Raw genomic sequence first — 18,244 nt, 5'->3', positions numbered from 1 at the left:
GGGCTGTTGGGCCGGCCCGCGCCTAGCACGGTCGCGGCCCGGCCGCCAGTCCGGGCTAGCCGCCGTGCGCCTCGGCGATGTCTTCGACCTGCTCGGGGGTCACGTCGCCCGGCCGGCCGCCCCAGCGGACGCGCATGTAGTTCGCCAGCGCTGCCATCTCCGCGGCGTCGAGCCTGTCGGCGAAGCCCGGCATGGCCTGCATCCGCTCCTCGCCCGCGAGCGTGCGGGCGGGCACGCCCTCGCGGATGATCCGCACGAGATTCAGCGGATCGTCGAGCATTGCCGTGGTGTTGGTGTCGAGCGGGACCGAGGCGTGCGGGTGCCCTTCGCCCTCCGTGCCGTGGCATCCCGCGCAGAGCCCGACATAGAGGCGGCGGCCTTCTGGGGGGAGGTCTGCCTCCTGCCGAGGCGGCGCGTCCGCGGCGAGCGCCGGGTCGCGCTGCCCGTCCCCCGGGGCGCCGTCGAAGAGGTAGGTCACCATCGCGGTCATGTCCGCGTCCGTCAGGTAGCGCGAGGAATGTTCGAGCACGGGATACATGCGGAAGGTCATCGTGCCCTGCGGCGACAGCCCCTCGCGCATGAACCGCGCGAGGTCCTCCGGTGTCCAGCCCCGCCGCACGAGGCCCTCGGGCGAGATGTCGGGCGACAGAGCGCCCTCGATCACTTCGCCCTCGAGATGGGCGTCCGTGCGGGCATAGGCGAGGTTCCGCGGCGTGTGACATTCGCCGCAATGGCCGAGCACGTCCACGAGGTAGCGCCCGCGGTGCCAGCTCTCGGACTTGCCCGCGACCTCGGCCAGGCCCGGGTCGTCCGGGCGGTAAAGCAGGTTCCAGAACGCTATCGCCGGCCGGATGTTGAACGGGAACGTCAGCTCGGCCGGGCGGTTCGGCTTGTCCACCGGCCGTTCGGCCATGAGGTAGAGCCAGAGCGCGTCCACATCCGCGCGCGCGACGTGGTGGTAGGACGCGTAGGGCATCGCGGGGTAGAGCCGGGATCCGTCCGGATTGATGCCCCAGACCATGGCGCGGTAGAGGTCGTCCGCCGACCAGTCGCCGATGCCGTGATCGTCGGACGGGGTCACGTTGGTGCCGTAGAGCGTGCCGAACGGCGTCTCGAGCGGCAGGCCGCCGGCGAGCGCCAGCCCGTCCTCGGACTTGTGGCAGGCGACGCAGTCCGCGGCGCGCGCCACGTAGCGGCCGCGCGCGACCAGGTCGGCGTGCTCCTCGTCGCCGAGGGCGTCGAAATCGACCGTCGCGGGCGGGATGTCCCCGGGCCCGGTGAAAGCCAGGTAGACGACGGCCAGCACCGCGAGGACGGCGGCGGCCGCGCCGGCGAGGATGAGGGCGAGCCGTTTCATGACGCGCGCGATCCCGGGTCGCTGCCGCGGGTCAGTCCGGGCGTCGACAGGATCACGTCCCGCACCGCGGTCAGGTAGCGCACATAGCCCGTGCACCGGCAGATGTTGCCGTCCATCGCCGCGAGCACCGTGGCCTCGACCTCGTCCCGCGGCACGGGCGCGCGTTCCAGCCGTTCCACGAGCACGGTCGCGGCGTTCACGAAGCCCGGCGTGCAATAGCTGCACTGGAACGAGAAATGCTCGAGAAAGGCGCGCTGGATCGGCGAGAGCCGCGTCACCTGTCCGTCGGGTCCGCGCGCGGCGTGGCCCTCGACGGTGCGCACCGAGCGCCCGTCGAGATAGGCCGCCCCGGTGATGCAGGCGGGCACGAGCCGCGAGGTCCCGTCGTCCTCGTCCAGGATGATGCCGCAGGCAAGGCACACGCCCTGTCCGCAGCCGTAGCGCGTGCCGGTCAGGTTCACGTATTCCTGCAGGAATTCGAGCATCATGAGGTCTTCGGGAATGTCCACGGGTCCGACCGGAGCGCCGTTGATCGTCATGCGGACGGAAAGTGTTTCGGGCGTCATGTCAGGACCTGCTGGATGCGTTCGGACGTGAGCGGGTAGTCGTAGAACCGGTGGCCGGTGGCGTGGTGCACGGCATTGGCGATGGCGGCGACGATCGGGATCATCACCACCTCGGCGATGCCCTTGGGCGGGTCGGTGTCCGACAGCGGCGGCAGGACGGTGCCGGTCTGCGACCACACGGCGACGTCACTCGCGCGCGGCAGCCGGTAGCGGTTGAAGTTCCACGTGCCGTTGCCGGGCCCGTCCTCGTAGCGCGGCATGTCCTCGAACAGCGCGTGGCCGATGCCCATGGCGATCCCGCCCTGCAGCTGCCCCGACACCAGTTCCGGCACGATCTGGGTGCCGCATTCCATCCACGATCGGTGCGACAGCAGCGTGACCTCGCCGGTGCCGCCGTTCACCGACAGCTCGACCAGCGCGGCATTCGGCGCGTAGTAGACGACCGCGGCGTTGTTGCGCTGCACCGGCGGGTAGGACACGCTGGTTCGCGGCACGAACGCGTAGCCCGCGTCGGTCATGCGCGCCCTGCGCGCCTGCGACGCCCCCCTGCCCCACTGCACCGACAGCGCGTCGATGGGCGCGCGCAGGCGCGCGCCGTCGACGTCGAACTCCGCCTCGGTCCAGGCCCAGCGGTTGAAGGTGTGGATGGTGACGCCGGTGATCTCGCCCCGCCGGTGGGCGCGGTCCGCGAGCCGTTCGAGCGACAGCGGCTCGAGCCCGCCGCAGACCAGGAGGCCGTCGCGCCATTCCGCGTTCTCGCGCCGCAGGACCAGCGGCGCCGCCTGTCCCCCGCCGATGCCCTCGGTCCAGATCGACACCGCCGCCTTCCAGAGGCCCAGCTCGAAGAGCAGCCGCGCGGCCTCGCGGGTGGCATGCGACTGGTAGTAGGCGGAATTGGACGCGCTGCGCGGCGAGGTGATACGCGGCACCCAGTGCGGGTCCTGCGCGCGGCGGTCCTGCTCCTCCTGGGACATGGTGTAGGGTTCGTTGTTCGAGGTGAGCGGCAGGCTCGGCCAGTCGACCGCCGCGAACTCCACGTCGTCCGCAGGCCGGCCGAGATGTTCGGCCGGGATCAGCATCTGCGCCGTCGTCGCGCCGCAGCCGATCTCGGACACCACGTGGCGCATGCGGATGCGGCCGTCGGGCGCCACCTCCATCTGCACCAGCGCGGCCTCGGCGCCGGTGCCGTAATCCTTGTGCACCGCGGCGAATCCCACGCCGTAGAGGTGGCCGGGATGCGCCGCCTCCCACTCCGCCTTGCGCCGCGCGCGGTTGCGCCAGATCGGGTCGTCGGCCGCGGCCTGCAGCAGCTCGTCCGCGCGGATCGCGCCGCCCGGGATCGCGCCCTGCGTGTTCTTCATGCCCGCACGAAGGACGTTGCGCCGCCGCAGGTCGATGGCGTCGATGCCGAGATCGCCGGCGATCTCGTCCACCAGCATCTCGGTCGTGACCATGGATTGCAGCGTGCCGTAGCCGCGCATCGACCCCGCCGTCGGCGCGCGCGAGGCGTTCATCGTCACCGCGAGGTCGCTTTTCGGGAAGTAGTAGATCGACTGCAGCGCCGACGCCGAGACCTGCCCGACCGAGGGGCTGAAGTTCTTGCGCCCGCCGCCGTCCCCCACGAGGTCGGCCGCGAGCGAGGTGAAGAGGCCGGTCTCGCGGTCGACCGCGATGGTCGTGTCGATGTCGAAGGGATGCCGCTTGATCGCGGACTGGAAATGCTCCCACCGGTCGAGGGCCAGCCGGACCGGCCGCCCGTCGCCGTAAAGCGCGGCCATCGCCACGTAATAGGGAAAGGAATGGTGCTCCTTCTGCCCGTAGCCGACGGTATAGCCCGGGTGGAAGGACAGCGCGGCAAAGTCGAAACGGCTGTTCCGGACCATGTCGATGATGTGGTCGGCATTGGTGTAGGGCGATTGCGTGCCCGTGACCACGTGCAGCTGCCCGGTGTCGCCATCGTACCAGGCGTTCCCGTTGTCGGTCTCGAGCGCGGCGGGGTCCACGTATTGCGAGCGGTACTGCCGGCGGTAGACGGCCCAGTCCGCCGGTGGCGCCTCGAGCTCCGCGCGGATCCGCGCGGCATGATGCAGGGCCTGCTGGTCGGGATCGCCCTCGGCAGCACCCTCGGGCCATTCGGTGCTACGATTGGCCACGCGGGCGAAGACCGTGGCGTCCTTCAGCGGCGAGAAGTCGTCGGGCGCGTCGGGCGTCGGGCCGCCGACCCGCACGAAACGCGCCCCGCCATAGGGATCGCGCGGCAGGTACCCCGTCTCGGCACCGTAGCGGATCGCGTCCTCGGTGAACTGCAGCCGGCGCTTGGCCAGCCGGAACCGCGCGTAATCGTGGTAGATCAGGACCGCGACCGGCTGGCCGAGAAAGACCGGCGTCTCGCCCGCCGGCAGGAGCAGCGCCCCGTAGAAATCCTCCTCGGGCATGGAGACGCCGTCGCGCGCGAGCGTCCCCGCGGTCACCGCCACGTCCGGGGCCAGCCCCTCGTCCAGGACCGACAGGTCGATGCCCTCGAACACCCGGTCGGCGCGGGCCACCCGCAGGAACAGGCCGTGCGACTGGGTGTCGGGCCAGCCGGGCATGTCGCGGGCGCGCACGTCGATGGCGAAGACCTTCTCGCCCGCGACCTTGGGGATGCCGTCCCTGCGGAAGCGCACGCGCCCGCCCTCGATCCAGCCGGGCGGCTGGGTGACCGTGCCGCCCTGCATCGCGCCGAGCGCCTGGTCCAGCGGCACCACCGAGGCGGCGACGCCGGCGGCAGCGGCGGCCTGCAGGAATTCGCGGCGGGACAGGTCTCTGGGCCGCATGGAAGCCCCTCCGTCTTGATCCGGACAGGCCCCGTAACAGGCCGATGCGGCCGATGTTCCACCGCCCAGGGACGGGGTCGGTGCGGCGCCGCGGGGGATGGTCCCGGCAGTTTCCGTGAAGGCCCGGAGCGGCCCGGTTCCCGAGGGATGCGCGGGGATCGCGTTCCCGGAAAGGTTGATCGCCCGGCGCTGACCCTAGGGCATCTGTTGCGACAGCGGTGCGCTTGCTGTTTCATGCACCTCAGAGGACGCCCGGTTGCGACAGGGCGGGGAGTACGAGCGGACCGCGGCAACGCGGGTCAGGACGTCCCGTCCGGACGGTGGGAGCTTCGGCCTCCGGCGTCCAGTCCACGTTGCCGGGCATCCCCGAGACACCGCAACCAACAGGGAGAGTGGAATGAAATTCCGTCATCTCATCGCGACGACCGGCATGGCTGCCGCGTTCGCCGCCACGACCGCCGGGGCACAAACGCTGGTCTACTGCTCCGAAGGGTCGCCCGAGGGCTTCGACCCGGCGCTCTACACCTCCGGCACGACCTTCGACGCCTCGTCCCACACGGTCTACAACCAGCTCGTCGAGTTCGAGACCGGCACGACCAACGTCGTCCCCGGCCTCGCCGAGAGCTACGAGGCCTCCGAGGACGGGCTGAGCTACACGTTCACGCTGCGCTCCGACGTGCAGTTCCACGCGAACGACAGCTTCACGCCGTCGCGGCCGCTGAACGCCGATGACGTGATCTTCACGTTCGAGCGCCAGATGGACGAGGAGAACCCGTTCCACACCTATGCGGGGTCCTGGGAATACTTCAACGCCATGGGCATGGGCGAGCTCATCGAGTCGATCGAGAAGGTCGACGACATGACGGTGCGCTTCAACCTGACGCGGCCCGAGGCACCCTTCATCGCGAACCTCGCGATGGATTTCGCCTCGATCATGTCCAAGGAATACGCCGACGCCATGATGGAGGCCGGCACCCCGGAGATGATCAACCAGGCGCCCATCGGCACCGGTCCGTTCACCTTCCAGGATTACCAGACCGATGCGGTCATCCGCTACGCGGCGAACGAGAACTACTGGGAAGAGGGCCTGCCGAAGGTCGAGAACCTGGTCTTCGCGATCACGCCCGACGCCTCGGTGCGCCTGCAGCGCCTGCAGGCCGGCGAATGCCACGTGATGCCCTATCCGAACCCGGCCGACGTGGAATCGATCCGCTCGAACGGCGACCTCGAACTGCTCGAGCAGGAGGGCCTGAACGTCGGCTACCTCGCGTTCAACACCACGCAGGAGCCTTTCGACAACCCGGACGTCCGCCGCGCGGTCAACCTCGCGATCGACCGTGACGCGATCATCGACGTGGTCTTCCAGGGCACCGGCCGGGTCGCCAAGAACCCGATCCCGCCGACCATGTGGTCCTACAACGACGCGGTCGAGGACTATCCCCACGATCCCGAACAGGCGCGCCAGCTGCTCGAGGAGGCAGGCGTCAGCGACCTGTCGATGAAGGTCTGGGCGATGCCGGTGCAGCGGCCCTACAACCCGAACGCCCGCCGCATGGCCGAGCTGATCCAGGAAGACCTCTCAGAGGTCGGCATCAGCGTCGAGATCGTGTCCTACGAATGGGGCGAATACCTCGAGCGGTCGAGCGCCGAGGATCGTGACGGCGCGGTCCTGCTGGGCTGGACCGGCGACAACGGCGACCCGGACAACTTCCTGTCCGTGCTCCTCGGCTGCGACGCCGTCGGCGGCGCGAACCGCGCCCAGTGGTGCCACGAGCCGTTCAACGAGCTGGTCGCCGAGGCCAAGACGCTGACCGACCAGGACGAGCGCGCAGCGCTCTACGAAGAGGCGCAGGTCATCTTCAAGGAGCAGGCGCCCTGGGTCACCATCGCGCATTCCACCGTGTTCATGCCGGTGCGTGCAGAGGTCCAGGACTACATCGTCCACCCGCTCGGCGGGCACATCTTCGACCAGGTCAGCCTCTCGCAGTAAGGCTGTCGCGGCGGGGCCCCATGCGGGCCCCGCTTCACGTCCGGGCCCTGCGCGAGGGCGCCCCCGCCCGATCCGCCCGGGCGACGTCACGTAGCGTTTGCGCGTTTCCGCTCCCCCACCCTTGACCTTCACCTCGAAGGGGATATTGGTCGCCGCCCGATGCTCAGATACCTCCTGTCCCGCCTGATCACCTTCGTGCCCACCTTCATCGGTGTCACGCTGATCTCCTTCGCCTTCATCCGGGTGCTGCCGGGTGATCCGATCATCGTCATGGCCGGCGAACGCGGCCTGACGCAGGAACGCTACGAGGAGCTGGTGCAGCGCTTCGGGTTCGACCAGCCGCTCTGGCAGCAGTTCTGGGACTACCTGACGGGCGTGGTGCAGGGCGACCTCGGCAACAGCTTCGTGACGAACCGGCCGGTCTGGGACGAGTTCTTCACCCTCTTCCCGGCGACGCTCGAGCTGTCGCTCTGCGCGATCATCTTCGCCATGGTGCTGGGCATCCCCGCCGGCGTGATCGCCGCCGTCTACCGCGGCAAGTTCTTCGACCGGGCGCTCATGTCCACCGCGCTCGTCGGCTATTCCATGCCGATCTTCTGGTGGGCGCTGCTCCTGATCATCGTGTTCTCGGGTTGGCTCGGCTGGACGCCGGTTTCGGGGCGGATCGGCCTGCTCTACTACTTCGACGACGTCACGGGCTTCATGCTGATCGACTCGCTGCTCTCGGGACAGGACGGCGCGTTCGGCTCGGCGGTGCAGCACCTGATCCTGCCGTCCATCGTGCTGGGCACGATCCCTCTTGCCGTGATCGCGCGCCAGACCCGCTCGGCCATGCTCGAGGTCTTGTCCGAGGACTACATCCGCACGGCGCGCGCCAAGGGCTTGAGCTCGGGCCGCGTCAACGGCCTCCATGCCCTGCGCAATGCCATGATCCCGGTGATCACCGTGATCGGGCTCAGCGTCGGCACGCTGATGGCCGGCGCGATCCTGACCGAGACGATCTTCTCCTGGCCCGGCATCGGCAAGTGGATGGTCGATTCGATCTTCCGGCGCGACTACCCCGTGGTGCAGGGCGGGCTCCTGCTGATCGCGCTGATCGTGATGCTCGTGAACCTGACCGTCGACGTGCTCTACGGCCTCATCAACCCCAAGATCCGGAAACGCTGATGGCCGACGCATCCTCGCAAATCGCCCGCACCGTTCCGACCCGCCGGCCGAGCCGGTTCAAGGAGTTCTGGCGCTACTTCAGCGAGAACCGCGGCGCGGTGATCGGCTTCTGGGTCTTTCTCGCGGTCTTCCTGGTGGCGGTCTTCGCGGACCTGCTCGCGCCCTACGACCCGGCCGCCCAGTTCCGGCAGCACGCGCTGCAGCCGCCCTTCTGGCAGAGCGGCGGTACCTGGGAATTCCCGCTCGGCACCGACGCGCTCGGCCGCGACATGCTCTCGCGGCTGATCCACGGCGCACGCTTCTCGTTCTTCGTGGGCGTGGTGGTCGTGGTCGTCGCCGCAACGGGCGGCATCCTGATCGGGCTCATCGCAGGCTTCGCGCCCAAGTGGCTCGACACGATCATCATGCGGCTCATGGACATCATCCTGGCCTTCCCGTCGCTGCTGCTGGCGCTCGCGCTCGTGGCGATCCTCGGGCCGTCGCTGCTGAACGCGATGATCGCGATCGCGCTGGTCCTGCAGCCGCATTACGTGCGCCTCACCCGCGCGAGCGTCATCAACGAACGCACCAAGGACTACGTCATCTCGGCGCAGGTCGCGGGCGCGGGCCTGCCGCGGCTCATGTTCAAGACGGTGCTGCCCAACTGCCTCGCTCCGATCATCGTGCAGGCGGCGCTGTCCTTCTCGACGGCGATCCTCGATGCCGCGGCGCTCGGCTTCCTCGGGATGGGGGCGCAGCCGCCCACGCCCGAATGGGGCACCATGCTGGCCGATGCGCGCGAGTTTGTGCTGCGCGCATGGTGGGTCATCACCCTGCCGGGCCTCGCCATCCTGGTCACCGTCCTGTCCATCAACCTGATGGGCGACGGTCTGCGCGACGCGCTCGACCCCAAGCTCAAGCGGAGCTGACATGTCACTCCTGAAAATCCGCAACCTCTCGGTGGAATTCGCCACCGCCACGGGCCCGTTCCGCGCCGTCGATTCCGTCGACGTCGACGTGGAGAAGGGCGAGATCCTCGCCATCGTCGGCGAAAGCGGCTCGGGCAAGTCGGTCTCGATGCTGGCGACCATGGGCCTCCTGCCCTGGACCGCGACGATCACCGCGGACGAGATGAGCTTCGAGGGGCGCGACCTGCGCACCATGCCGGGGCGGGAGCGCCGCAAGCTCATCGGCAAGGACCTGGCGATGATCTTCCAGGAGCCCATGTCGTCGCTCAACCCCTGCTTTACCGTAGGCTTCCAGATCCGCGAGGCGCTGAAGGAACATCTCGACCTCGACCGCAAGGCGCGGCAGGCGCGTGCCGTCGAGCTGTTCGAGATGGTCGGCATCCCCGACCCCGAGCGGCGGCTGAAGGCGTTTCCCCACCAGCTTTCGGGCGGCATGAACCAGCGGGTGATGATCGCCATGGCCATCGCCTGCCGCCCGCGCCTCCTGATCGCGGACGAGCCCACGACCGCGCTCGACGTGACGATCCAGGCGCAGATCCTCGACCTGCTGACGGATCTCCAGAAGGATACCGGGATGGGCCTTATCCTGATCACCCACGACATGGGCGTGGTGGCCGAGACCGCCGAACGCGTGGCGGTGCAATATGCCGGCCAGAAGGTCGAAGACCAGAAGGTGGCCGACCTCTTCGACCGGCCGCACCATCCCTACACCTCCGCCCTGCTGGCCGCGCTGCCCGAGCGCGCGACCGAGCGGCGGCTGCCGACCATCCCGGGTGTCGTGCCGGGCCAGCATGACCGGCCGCGGGGCTGTCTTTTCTCGCCGCGCTGCAAATTCGCCGACGATCGCTGCCGCGAGGTGCCGCCGCCGGTGCAGCCACGTCCCATCGGGCTCGCCCGCTGCCACTACCCGCTGAACGTCCCGGCCGGGGCCGAGGAGGAGCGCGCATGAACCCCGTCGTCATCGCCGAGGACCTCACCCGCGAATATCACGTGGGCGGTGGCCTCTTCTCGCAGCCGGGCATCGTGCGCGCCGTGGCCGGCACGTCCTTCAGCATCGAGCCCGGCAAGACGCTCGCCGTCGTGGGTGAAAGCGGCTGCGGCAAGTCCACGCTCGCCCGCATGGTCACCATGATCGAGGAGCCGACCTCGGGCACGCTGACCATCGGCGGCAAGACCGTGACGCGCGACCGGTGGCGCGAGCTGCGCGCGGATGTCCAGATCGTGTTCCAGGACCCCTACGGCTCGCTCAACCTGCGCCAGCGGGTCGGGGCGATCCTCGAGGAGCCGCTGAAGATCAACCGCCCCGACCTGTCGGCCGGAGACAGGGCCGCCAAGGCGCGCGAGATGATGCGCCTCGTCGGCCTGCGCAAGGAACATTACGACCGTTACCCGCACATGTTCTCGGGCGGCCAGCGCCAGCGGATCGCCGTGGCGCGCGCGCTCATGCTCGAGCCGAAGCTCCTCGTCCTCGACGAGCCGGTGTCGGCCCTCGACCTCTCGATCCAGAGCCAGATCCTGAACCTGCTCCTCGACCTGCAGGAGCGCATGGACCTGGCCTACCTGTTCATCAGCCACGACCTGTCGGTGGTGAAACACGTGGCGGACGACATCGTCGTCATGTATCTCGGCCGCCCGGTCGAAACTGGCCCCAAGGACCAGGTCTTCGCCGCCCCGCGCCATCCCTACACCAAGGCGCTCCTGTCCGCGACGCCGAGCGCCGACCCGCGCCGCGCCAAGCAGCGCATCAAGCTGGCCGGAGAGCTGCCCTCGCCGCTCGCCGTCCCGCCCGGCTGCCCCTTCGCCCCGCGCTGCTGGAAGGCGCAGGACAAGTGCACCGCCGAACGCCCCCAGCTCGAAGGCACGCCCCACCCCGCCGCCTGCTTCTTTCCGGAGAACTAGCGGCCGTCGCCGCCCGCGGCTACGCGGCAAGGGGAAGGACGACCACGAACCGCGCACCGGTGGCGCTCGGCTCCAGTTCGAGCGTGCCGTCATGCGTCGCGGCGATGCGGCGCGCGATGGCGAGGCCGAGGCCGCTGCCCCGGTTACCGTCCTCCGTGCCGCGGTGGAAACGCTCGAAGATCCGTGCACGCTCCTCCTCGGGAACCCCCGGGCCGTCATCCGTCACGGCCAGTCGCGCGCTGCCGCCGACCTTCGCGAGTTGGATCGAGATCCGGCCGCCGCGGCGCAGACCGTAATTGCAGGCATTGTCGAGAAGGTTGTCGATAAGTTCGGTCAGAAGCCCGTTGCGCTCGGTCACCGCCAGCCCGTCCTCGGGCGCGTCGAAGTCGATGTCGCCGCCGGCGGCGAGGATGCGCGGCGCGGCGCCCGCCGCCGCCTCGGCCGCGAGCCGCGCGAGATCGGCGGTCCGGGTCGACATGCGGGCCGCGCCGTCGAGCGCCTCGAGGCTCAGGAGCTGCGTGGTCATGCGGCGCACGCGCGCCATGGCGCGATGCGCCTCGGCGAGGATCTCGCGCCGGTCGGCGTCGGTCGTGGCCACAATGCCCGCGTCGAGCTGCGCCGCGACCGCCGCGATCGGGTTGCGCAGCTGGTGCGCGGCATCCGAGATGAAGGCGTCCCGCTTGTCGATGGCCTCGCGCATCTCGGCGATGAGCCCGTTCAGCGCGGCCACGAGGGCGTCGAGCTCTCGGGGCACCGGACCGCTGATCGGCGCGAGATCGCGCGGGCTGCGCCGGGACACCGCCTCGGACAGGGCATGCAGCGGGCCGAGACCGTACCAGATGCCGACCGCGAGCGCGGCCGCCACCACCGCCATGACGCCCGCGAGGATCATGAGCGTCTGGCTCAGGAGCCGCACCGCGAGATGGTGCCTCTGCGTCACCGTCTGCCACACCTCGACGGTCGTCCAGCCCTGAAGCTCGGTGTCGGCCACGAATTCGCGCAGGACGACGCCCCGGACCGGGTCGCCGAAATAGGTCCCGTCGTAGAACACCGCCTCGCCCGTCGGCAGTTCGGTGCCGCGGGCGGGCGAGCCGTCGGGACCCCGCGAATAGCCGGTGACGAAGCGTCCGCCGGGGCCGATGATCCGGTAGTAGACCGGGTCCCCGAGCGACTGCACCAGGCGGTCGAGCAGCTGTTCGGCCAGCATGTCGCCATCGGTCAGGATCGTGTCCCGGGAGATCGTCAGCGCCACGACCTCGAGCGTGTTGTCGTAGAGGCGCATCGACATCTCGCGCGCGATCGACAGTCGCACCGCCGAGGCGAAGATCGCCGTCACGAGCAGCGCGCTCAGGATCGTCGCGAAGAGGCGCGTGCGCAGTGACGGGACGCGGCGCGCGTTCATGCAGGCCGTTCCAGGAGGTATCCGAGACCCCGCAGGGTGCGGATCGCGCCCGCGTCGCCGAGCTTGCGCCGGAGGCGCGACACCACGAGTTCGACCGCGTTCGCCTCGACCTCGGCGCCGTGGCCATAGAGCGTGTCGACGATCTGCGCCTTCGTGACGACGGAGCCCACGCGGTCGAAAAGCAGCTCGAAGAGCGCGCGCTCGCGCGGGGCGAGGTCGATGACCGTGCCGTCACGGCTGAGCGTCCCCGATCCGCGGTCGAGCTCGAGCGCCCCGAGCCGTTCCACCGTGGGCGCGATCTGCGACCGCCGCCGCGACAGCGCGCGGATGCGGGCCAGCAGCTCCTCCATGGGAAACGGCTTCACCATGTAATCGTCCGCGCCCGCGTCGAGCCCCGCGACACGGTCCGACAGACCGCTGCGCGCGGTGAGGATGAGGACCGGGTCCAGATGCCCGCGCCGGCGCAGGGAGGCGAGGATTTCGAGCCCCGACAGCCGCGGGAGGTTCATGTCGAGGATGAGCAGGTCCGCGCCCGCCCCCGCCAGGTGTTCGTCCGCCTCGATCCCGTCGAAGACCTGGTCGACCGCGTGGCCGGCCTGCCTCAGAACGCGGGCGATGGCATCCGACAGGTCCCTGTTGTCCTCGGCGATCACGACCCGCACTGCCCGCTCCTCCTTGTGGCGCCCGCAGAGTGAAAGAATTTTCGGGTGACAGCAATCGGACAGGTTACCATGCTAACAGGGCGCCTTGTCGACGGCCGTCCCCTTGCGGGGCGCCGTCCACCGTCCGGCAGGAGGGCCGGATCGGGACCTTAATGACCACGAATGGGAGGAAAGACATGACTGTCTCCAGATTCACCCGCCGGGCCGCGATGGCTCTCGGCGTTGCCGGTGCCGCGCTCACGGCGGCGCTGCCCGCGTCGGCGCAGGACGTCACCTTCGAGGGCGAGACGATCGAGTTCATGATCCCGTTCTCGGCCGGCGGCGGGTCCGACACCTGGGCGCGCTTCCTCGCCCCGTTCCTGCAGAAGCACCTGCCGGGCAATCCGAGCGTCCAGGTCGTGAACGAGCCCGGCGGCGGCTCCACGAAGGGCGCCAACCTCTTCGCGGCACGCGCCCGGCCCGACGGCCTGACCATCCTCGGCACGTCCGGCTCGACGCAGTTTCCCTACCTGCTCGGCGATCCGCGCGTGCGCTACGAATATGCCGACTGGAACGTCGTCATGGCGACGCCGACCGGCGGCGTCGTCTACACGACCCCCGACACCGGCGTGGAAAGCGCCGACCAGATCGACAAGCTGGCGGGCCAGGACCTCGTCTATGCGAGCCAGGGCGCCACGTCGCTCGACCTCGTGCCGCTCCTCGGCTTCCGGCTGATGGGCCTCGACGTGCGGCACGTCTTCGGCTTCCAGGGCCGCGGTGACGGCCGGCTCGCCTTCGAGCGCGGGGAGGTCAACATCGACTACCAGACCTCGTCCGGCTACCTGCAGAACGTGCAGCCGCTCGTCGACGAAGGCTCGGCCGTACCGCTCTTCTCGTGGGGCGCGCTCGACGACGAGGGCAACATCGTCCGCGACCCGACCTTCCCGGACCTGCCGTCCTACGTCGAGGCCTACGAGGCGATCAACGGCGAGGCACCGTCGGGCGCCGAGTTCGAGGCCTACAAGGCGTTCTTCGTGGCCGGGTTCCCGGCTCAGAAGATGGTCTTCCTTCCCGAGGGCACCGACCAGGCGATCATCGACGCCTACAAGCAGGCCTTCGTGGACATCCAGGACGATCCCGAATTCCAGGAACAGAAGGGCCCGGCCATCGGGGACTACCAGCTGGCCACCGGCGACTCGGCGCAGAACCTCTACGAGCAGGGCACGCGCGTCAGCGACGAGGTGCGCCGGTCGGTCGTCGACCTGCTGACCAGCGAGTACGACGTCACCCTCGACTGACGTCCGTACCTTCGGGCGGCTCCGGAATCCGGGGCCGCCCGCTTGCGCGTCTGCCGCCGGCAGCACGCGGGTCGATCCCTGTCCAAAAGAGGTATAGCCCATGCTCGACGCGATGCTTTCGGCGCTGTCGGACCTCCTGACATTGCAGCACCTCCTCTACATGCTGGTCGGCGTCACGCTCGGCCTCTCGGTAGGGGTCTTTCCCGGTCTCGGCGGCATCGCCGGCCTGTCGCTCCTGCTGCCGTTCATCTACGGCATGGATCCGACCTCCGCGCTCGCCATGCTCATCGGGCTGGTCGCGGTCATCCCCACCTCGGACACCTTCGCTTCCGTCCTCATGGGCATCCCCGGCTCGTCGGCCAGTCAGGCCACCGTCCTCGACGGCTTTCCGCTGTCGCGGCAGGGCCACGCCGCGCGGGCACTGTCCGCCGCGTTCGTCTCCTCGCTTTTCGGCGGGCTCGTGGGCGCCATCGTCCTCACGGGCTTCGTGCTGATCGCGCGGCCCCTCATCCTGCTCTTCACCTCGGCCGAGCTGTTCATGCTGTCGGTGTTCGGCCTGTCGATGGTCGGCGTCCTTGCCGGACGCTCGCTTGCCAAGGGCCTCGGGGCCTGCGGGCTCGGGCTCGTCATCGGGTCGATCGGCGGCGCCCCGGCGACGGGCGAGTTCCGCATGATCTTCAACACCGACTACCTCTATGACGGCATCCCGCTCGTCATCGTCGGCCTCGGCCTCTTCGCGGTGCCCGAGATCGTGGACCTCCTGCGGCGCGACCAGTCGATCTCGTCCGAGGGCGGGCTCGGCGCGGGTTGGTTCACGGGCCTGCGCGACTGGTGGAAGAACTGGTGGCTCAGCCTGCGCTGCGCCGGGCTCGGCACCATCATCGGCGCCATCCCGGGCCTCGGGGGCTCCGTCGTCGACTGGCTGGCCTACGGGCACGCCATGCAGTCCGAACGCAACACAGAGAACTTCGGCAAGGGCGACATCCGCGGCGTGATCGCGCCCGAGAGCGCGAACAACGCCAAGGAAGGCGGCGGCCTGCTGCCGACGCTCATGTTCGGCATCCCGGGCTCGGGCTCGATGGCGGTTTTCCTGGGCGGCATGGTGCTGATCGGCATCGAACCCGGGCCCTCGATGGTCACCACGAACCTCGACGTGACCTACACCATCATCTGGTCGCTGGCGCTGGCCAACGTCCTTGGCGCGGGGCTCTGCATCATCCTCGCGCAGCCCATCGCGCGCCTGACGACTATCCCGTTCCCGCAGCTTGCGCCCTTCATGATCGCGGTCATCAGCTTTGCCGCGTTCCAGGCGACGCGGTCGCTGGCCGACCTCGTCGCGCTCCTGGTGATCGGCGTCATCGGGGTGTTCATGCGGCGCTTCGGCTGGCCGCGGCCCGCCCTGCTGATCGGGTTCGTGCTCGCCGCGCAGTCCGAGACCTATCTCTACCAGGCGGTGCAGTTCTACGGCTGGGAATTCATCCTGCGTCCGGGATGCCTCATCCTCCTGGCCTTCATCCTGCTGTCGGTCTGGTTCGGGATGCGGAACCGGGTCGACGACACCGCCGGCGACGAACTGCGCGCCGACATCGACGACCTGCCGTCCGAGGGGCGCGCGGGCCTCAGGGTGCGCATGCCGCAAATCCTGTTCGCCCTCTTCGCCGGCGCCTGCTTCGCGGCGGCCTTCGTGGACTCGCTCCAGCATTCGTTCCTCGGCCGCGTCTTTCCCCTGGTCATGGCGAGCGCGGGCTTCCTGTCCGTCGCGCTGCTGACCTGGCAGCTCGTCACCAAGGGCAACCGCCACAACGTCTCGCAGGACACCGAGGTGCTCGGCGAGTATGCCAGCGATTCCGAGGCGGGATCGCTTTGGTCGGGCATGTTCTGGATCGCCTCGCTCGTCGCGCTGTCGGCCCTGCTCGGGTTCTTCGCGGCGATGGTGGTGTTCTTCGTGCTGTTCCTGACCATCCGCGCGCGCACCCGTCCGCTGCGCACGATCCTGCTGACCGCCGGCGCGGCGGCCTTCGTGCTGCTCCTGTCGGACGCGCTGAACCTGAGGTTCCCCGAAGGCCTGCTACAGACCTATGTCAGCCTGCCCTGGCCGTTCGGCTGAATGGAGACCCACATGACCCAGACCGAAATCCCGTTTCTCTTCATGCGCGGCGGCACGTCCCGCGGGCCCTATATCCGCCGCGACCACCTGCCCGAGGACCGCGACACGCTCGCGCGCGTGCTGATCGCGGCGATCGGGGCGGGCCATCCGCTCAACATCGACGGCATCGGCGGCGGGGCGGCCGTGACGACGAAGGTCGCCATGTTGTCGAAGTCCGACGACGACTGGGCGGATGTCGACTACTTCTTTGCGCAGGTCGCGGTCGACGAGCCGCTCGTCGACTTCAAGCCCACCTGCGGCAACATCCTGTCGGGCGTCGGCCCGGCCGCGATCGAGATGGGCCTCGTGGCACCGCAGGGCGACGAGACGCGGGTGCGGATCCGCGCGGTGAACACCGAGGCCCGGGTCGAGGCGGTGGTGCGCACGCCCGGCGGGGCCGTGGACTACGACGGCGACGCGGCGATCGACGGCGTGCCGGGGACGGCGGCGCCCGTCATGCTGAATTTCCGCGACGTGGTGGGCAACGCGACCGGGGCCCTGCTTCCGACCGGGAACCTGCGGGACGAGATCGACGGCATCGAGGTCACCTGCCTCGACGTGGCGATGCCCATGGTCATCGCCCGCGCCGACGCGTTCGGCCTGACCGGCTACGAGAGCGCGGCGGAGCTCGACGCCAACAGCGACTTCTACGCCCGGATGGAGCCGATCCGCATCGAGGCGGGACGGCGCATGGGGCTTGGCGACGTGACGAAATCGGTGATGCCGAAATTCGGCATCCTGGCGCCGGCCCGCGAAGGCGGCACGGTCACCGCGCGCTACTTCATGCCGTGGAAGACGCACCCGTCCATGGCCGTGACCGGCGCGCAATGCCTCGCCTCCTGCACCCTGATCCCGGGCACGGTGTCGGACGGCCTCGTCGACCGCCCGGCGCCGGGCGAGGCGCTGGTCACCATCGAACATGCCTCCGGGCGGATCGAGGTCACCGCCGATTACGGTATCGACGACGGCGCGTTCCGGCTCGAGACCGCGGGCCTCCTGCGGACCGCGCGCCTTCTCGCGAAGGGGTCGCTGATGGTGCCGGCCCGCGTCTGGGCCTAGAGCGTCCGGATCGGTGTGCCGGCCTGGTAGGCCGCCACCGCCTCGACCGTCTGCTCGTAGAACAGCTGCCACGTCGCCCGGGTGACATATCCAAGGTGCGGCGTGAGCAGGAGCCGGTCACCGAACCGGGCGGCGGCGCCGCGCCAGGGATCGGCGGGCGGCAGCGGCTCGGCCTCGAACACGTCGATGGCGGCACGCGCCTCGGGATCGCGGTCGAGCCAGTCGAAGAGCGCCTCGCGCTCAAGAAGGCCCGCGCGCGAGGTGTTCACAACGAGCGCCCCCGCGGGCAGGCGCGCCAGCGCCTCCGCGCCGACAAGGCCGCGGCTCGTTTCCGACAGCACCATGTGGATCGTCAGCACGTCCGAGCGCGCGGCGAGAGCCGCGAGCGAGGGGGCCGCTGCGACGCCCGCATCCGCGGCGCGCGCCTCGGTCAGGTTGGGCGACCATGCCGCCACCTCGGAGCCGAAGGCGTTTGCCAGCGTCGCGACCTGCCGGCCGATGTTGCCGAGGCCCACGATTCCCACGCGCAGCGCCGCGAGGTCGCGGCCCGGCGGACCCTGGAATCCGCCGCCGGCAAGCCGCGCGGCCTCGCTTCCGATCCCGCGCAGCTGGTGCAGGATCAGGGCGAGCGTCAGTTCAGACGTCGAGGTCTTGCGCGACTGCGTCCCGGACACGACGATGCCGCGCGCCTTCGCCGCGTCGAGGTCGATCGCGGCGTTGCGCGGCCCGGTCGTGACCAGGAGGCGGAGCCTCGGCAGCGCCTCGATCACCTCGCGCGGGAACGGCGTGCGCTCGCGCATGAGGCAGATCGCCTCGAACGGGGCCAGCGTCTCGGCCAGCCGGTCCCGCGGCACAGGGTCGGTGAAAAAGGTGACGTCCCCGAGCGTCTCCCACACGGCCATCCCGCGTGCCACGCCGGCCCAGTCGTCCAGAACCGCGATCCGCATCTGCATCCT

General features: G+C 69.8%; 14 protein-coding genes. 8 read left to right on the top strand and 6 right to left on the bottom strand.

What is annotated here, in order from left to right; genetic code table 11:
• Window positions 1-55: 55 nt before the first annotated feature.
• The 3 genes from RISW2_RS03790 to RISW2_RS03780 are packed head-to-tail and all read right to left on the bottom strand — an operon-like array spanning window position 56 to window position 4,739.
• Window positions 56-1,357, bottom strand: a complete 1,302-nt coding sequence (locus RISW2_RS03790; RefSeq protein WP_043766841.1) for a c-type cytochrome — start codon at window positions 1,355-1,357, stop codon at window positions 56-58.
• On the bottom strand, window positions 1,354-1,923 hold the full coding sequence (locus tag RISW2_RS03785; RefSeq protein ID WP_043766838.1) for a (2Fe-2S)-binding protein: 570 nt from the start codon (window positions 1,921-1,923) through the stop codon (window positions 1,354-1,356). Before RISW2_RS03785 ends, RISW2_RS03790 begins: the two co-directional genes overlap by 4 nt.
• Window positions 1,920-4,739, bottom strand: a complete 2,820-nt coding sequence (locus tag RISW2_RS03780; protein ID WP_043766835.1) for a xanthine dehydrogenase family protein molybdopterin-binding subunit — start codon at window positions 4,737-4,739, stop codon at window positions 1,920-1,922. The genes RISW2_RS03785 and RISW2_RS03780 overlap by 4 nt, the downstream gene beginning before the upstream one ends.
• Window positions 4,740-5,136: 397 nt before the next feature.
• Here RISW2_RS03780 and RISW2_RS03775 point away from each other — a divergent pair, with 397 nt between their 5' ends.
• From RISW2_RS03775 to RISW2_RS03755, 5 genes are all read left to right on the top strand, one after another.
• Entirely contained in the window at window positions 5,137-6,729 is a 1,593-nt protein-coding gene (locus tag RISW2_RS03775) for an ABC transporter substrate-binding protein (RefSeq protein ID WP_043766832.1), read from the top strand.
• A 159-nt stretch (window positions 6,730-6,888) separates the two neighbouring features.
• On the top strand, window positions 6,889-7,896 hold the full coding sequence (locus RISW2_RS03770; RefSeq protein WP_043766829.1) for an ABC transporter permease subunit: 1,008 nt from the start codon (window positions 6,889-6,891) through the stop codon (window positions 7,894-7,896).
• On the top strand, window positions 7,896-8,804 hold the full coding sequence (locus RISW2_RS03765; RefSeq protein WP_043766826.1) for an ABC transporter permease subunit: 909 nt from the start codon (window positions 7,896-7,898) through the stop codon (window positions 8,802-8,804). Before RISW2_RS03770 ends, RISW2_RS03765 begins: the two co-directional genes overlap by 1 nt.
• A gap of 1 nt (window position 8,805) precedes the next feature.
• A complete protein-coding gene (locus RISW2_RS03760; RefSeq protein WP_043766823.1) occupies window positions 8,806-9,792 on the top strand; it encodes an ABC transporter ATP-binding protein in 987 nt (328 codons plus the stop codon).
• Window positions 9,789-10,742 (top strand): ABC transporter ATP-binding protein, encoded by a 954-nt coding sequence (locus RISW2_RS03755; protein WP_043766821.1) that lies wholly within the window; start codon window positions 9,789-9,791, stop codon window positions 10,740-10,742. Before RISW2_RS03760 ends, RISW2_RS03755 begins: the two co-directional genes overlap by 4 nt.
• Window positions 10,743-10,761: 19 nt before the next feature.
• Here RISW2_RS03755 and RISW2_RS03750 read toward each other — a convergent pair whose 3' ends face one another.
• Window positions 10,762-12,144, bottom strand: coding sequence for a sensor histidine kinase (locus RISW2_RS03750; RefSeq protein ID WP_043766818.1), 1,383 nt, complete (start codon window positions 12,142-12,144; stop codon window positions 10,762-10,764).
• Entirely contained in the window at window positions 12,141-12,806 is a 666-nt protein-coding gene (locus tag RISW2_RS03745) for a response regulator transcription factor (RefSeq protein WP_043766815.1), read from the bottom strand. The genes RISW2_RS03750 and RISW2_RS03745 overlap by 4 nt, the downstream gene beginning before the upstream one ends.
• 176 nt (window positions 12,807-12,982) lie before the next feature.
• On the opposite strand from RISW2_RS03745, the gene RISW2_RS03740 reads away from it, so the two are divergent.
• From RISW2_RS03740 to RISW2_RS03730, 3 genes are all read left to right on the top strand, one after another.
• On the top strand, window positions 12,983-14,083 hold the full coding sequence (locus RISW2_RS03740; protein ID WP_043766812.1) for a Bug family tripartite tricarboxylate transporter substrate binding protein: 1,101 nt from the start codon (window positions 12,983-12,985) through the stop codon (window positions 14,081-14,083).
• 100 nt (window positions 14,084-14,183) lie between these two features.
• Window positions 14,184-16,190 carry a tripartite tricarboxylate transporter permease gene (locus tag RISW2_RS03735; protein ID WP_043766809.1) on the top strand — a complete coding sequence of 669 codons (2,007 nt, stop codon included), beginning with the start codon at window positions 14,184-14,186 and terminating at the stop codon, window positions 16,188-16,190.
• 12 nt (window positions 16,191-16,202) lie between these two features.
• Entirely contained in the window at window positions 16,203-17,288 is a 1,086-nt protein-coding gene (locus RISW2_RS03730; protein WP_043767004.1) for a 4-oxalomesaconate tautomerase, read from the top strand.
• On the opposite strand, the gene RISW2_RS03725 is transcribed toward RISW2_RS03730, so the two are convergent.
• The gene (locus RISW2_RS03725; protein ID WP_043766806.1) at window positions 17,285-18,241 is read right to left on the bottom strand and encodes a D-2-hydroxyacid dehydrogenase family protein; all 957 of its coding nucleotides are present in this window, start codon (window positions 18,239-18,241) and stop codon (window positions 17,285-17,287) included. The two genes, RISW2_RS03730 and RISW2_RS03725, sit on opposite strands and share 4 nt — an antisense overlap.
• Window positions 18,242-18,244: the final 3 nt, after the last annotated feature.

Source organism: Roseivivax isoporae LMG 25204 (assembly GCF_000521865.1).
Lineage (GTDB): Bacteria > Pseudomonadota > Alphaproteobacteria > Rhodobacterales > Rhodobacteraceae > Roseivivax > Roseivivax isoporae.
Note: the sequence above shows the minus strand (reverse complement) of the source record. Positions and strands in the feature narration are given on the sequence as shown.

Excerpts from the sequence above, each read along its gene's own strand:
- RISW2_RS03790 (WP_043766841.1), bottom strand. The coding sequence starts at position 1,357 with ATGAAACGGCTCGCCCTCATCCTCGCCGGCGCGGCCGCCGCCGTCCTC.
- RISW2_RS03785 (WP_043766838.1), bottom strand. The coding sequence starts at position 1,923 with ATGACGCCCGAAACACTTTCCGTCCGCATGACGATCAACGGCGCTCCG.
- RISW2_RS03780 (WP_043766835.1), bottom strand. The coding sequence starts at position 4,739 with ATGCGGCCCAGAGACCTGTCCCGCCGCGAATTCCTGCAGGCCGCCGCT.
- RISW2_RS03775 (WP_043766832.1), top strand. The coding sequence starts at position 5,137 with ATGAAATTCCGTCATCTCATCGCGACGACCGGCATGGCTGCCGCGTTC.
- RISW2_RS03770 (WP_043766829.1), top strand. The coding sequence starts at position 6,889 with ATGCTCAGATACCTCCTGTCCCGCCTGATCACCTTCGTGCCCACCTTC.
- RISW2_RS03765 (WP_043766826.1), top strand. The coding sequence starts at position 7,896 with ATGGCCGACGCATCCTCGCAAATCGCCCGCACCGTTCCGACCCGCCGG.
- RISW2_RS03760 (WP_043766823.1), top strand. The coding sequence starts at position 8,806 with ATGTCACTCCTGAAAATCCGCAACCTCTCGGTGGAATTCGCCACCGCC.
- RISW2_RS03755 (WP_043766821.1), top strand. The coding sequence starts at position 9,789 with ATGAACCCCGTCGTCATCGCCGAGGACCTCACCCGCGAATATCACGTG.
- RISW2_RS03750 (WP_043766818.1), bottom strand. The coding sequence starts at position 12,144 with ATGAACGCGCGCCGCGTCCCGTCACTGCGCACGCGCCTCTTCGCGACG.
- RISW2_RS03740 (WP_043766812.1), top strand. The coding sequence starts at position 12,983 with ATGACTGTCTCCAGATTCACCCGCCGGGCCGCGATGGCTCTCGGCGTT.
- RISW2_RS03735 (WP_043766809.1), top strand. The coding sequence starts at position 14,184 with ATGCTCGACGCGATGCTTTCGGCGCTGTCGGACCTCCTGACATTGCAG.
- RISW2_RS03730 (WP_043767004.1), top strand. The coding sequence starts at position 16,203 with ATGACCCAGACCGAAATCCCGTTTCTCTTCATGCGCGGCGGCACGTCC.
- RISW2_RS03725 (WP_043766806.1), bottom strand. The coding sequence starts at position 18,241 with ATGCAGATGCGGATCGCGGTTCTGGACGACTGGGCCGGCGTGGCACGC.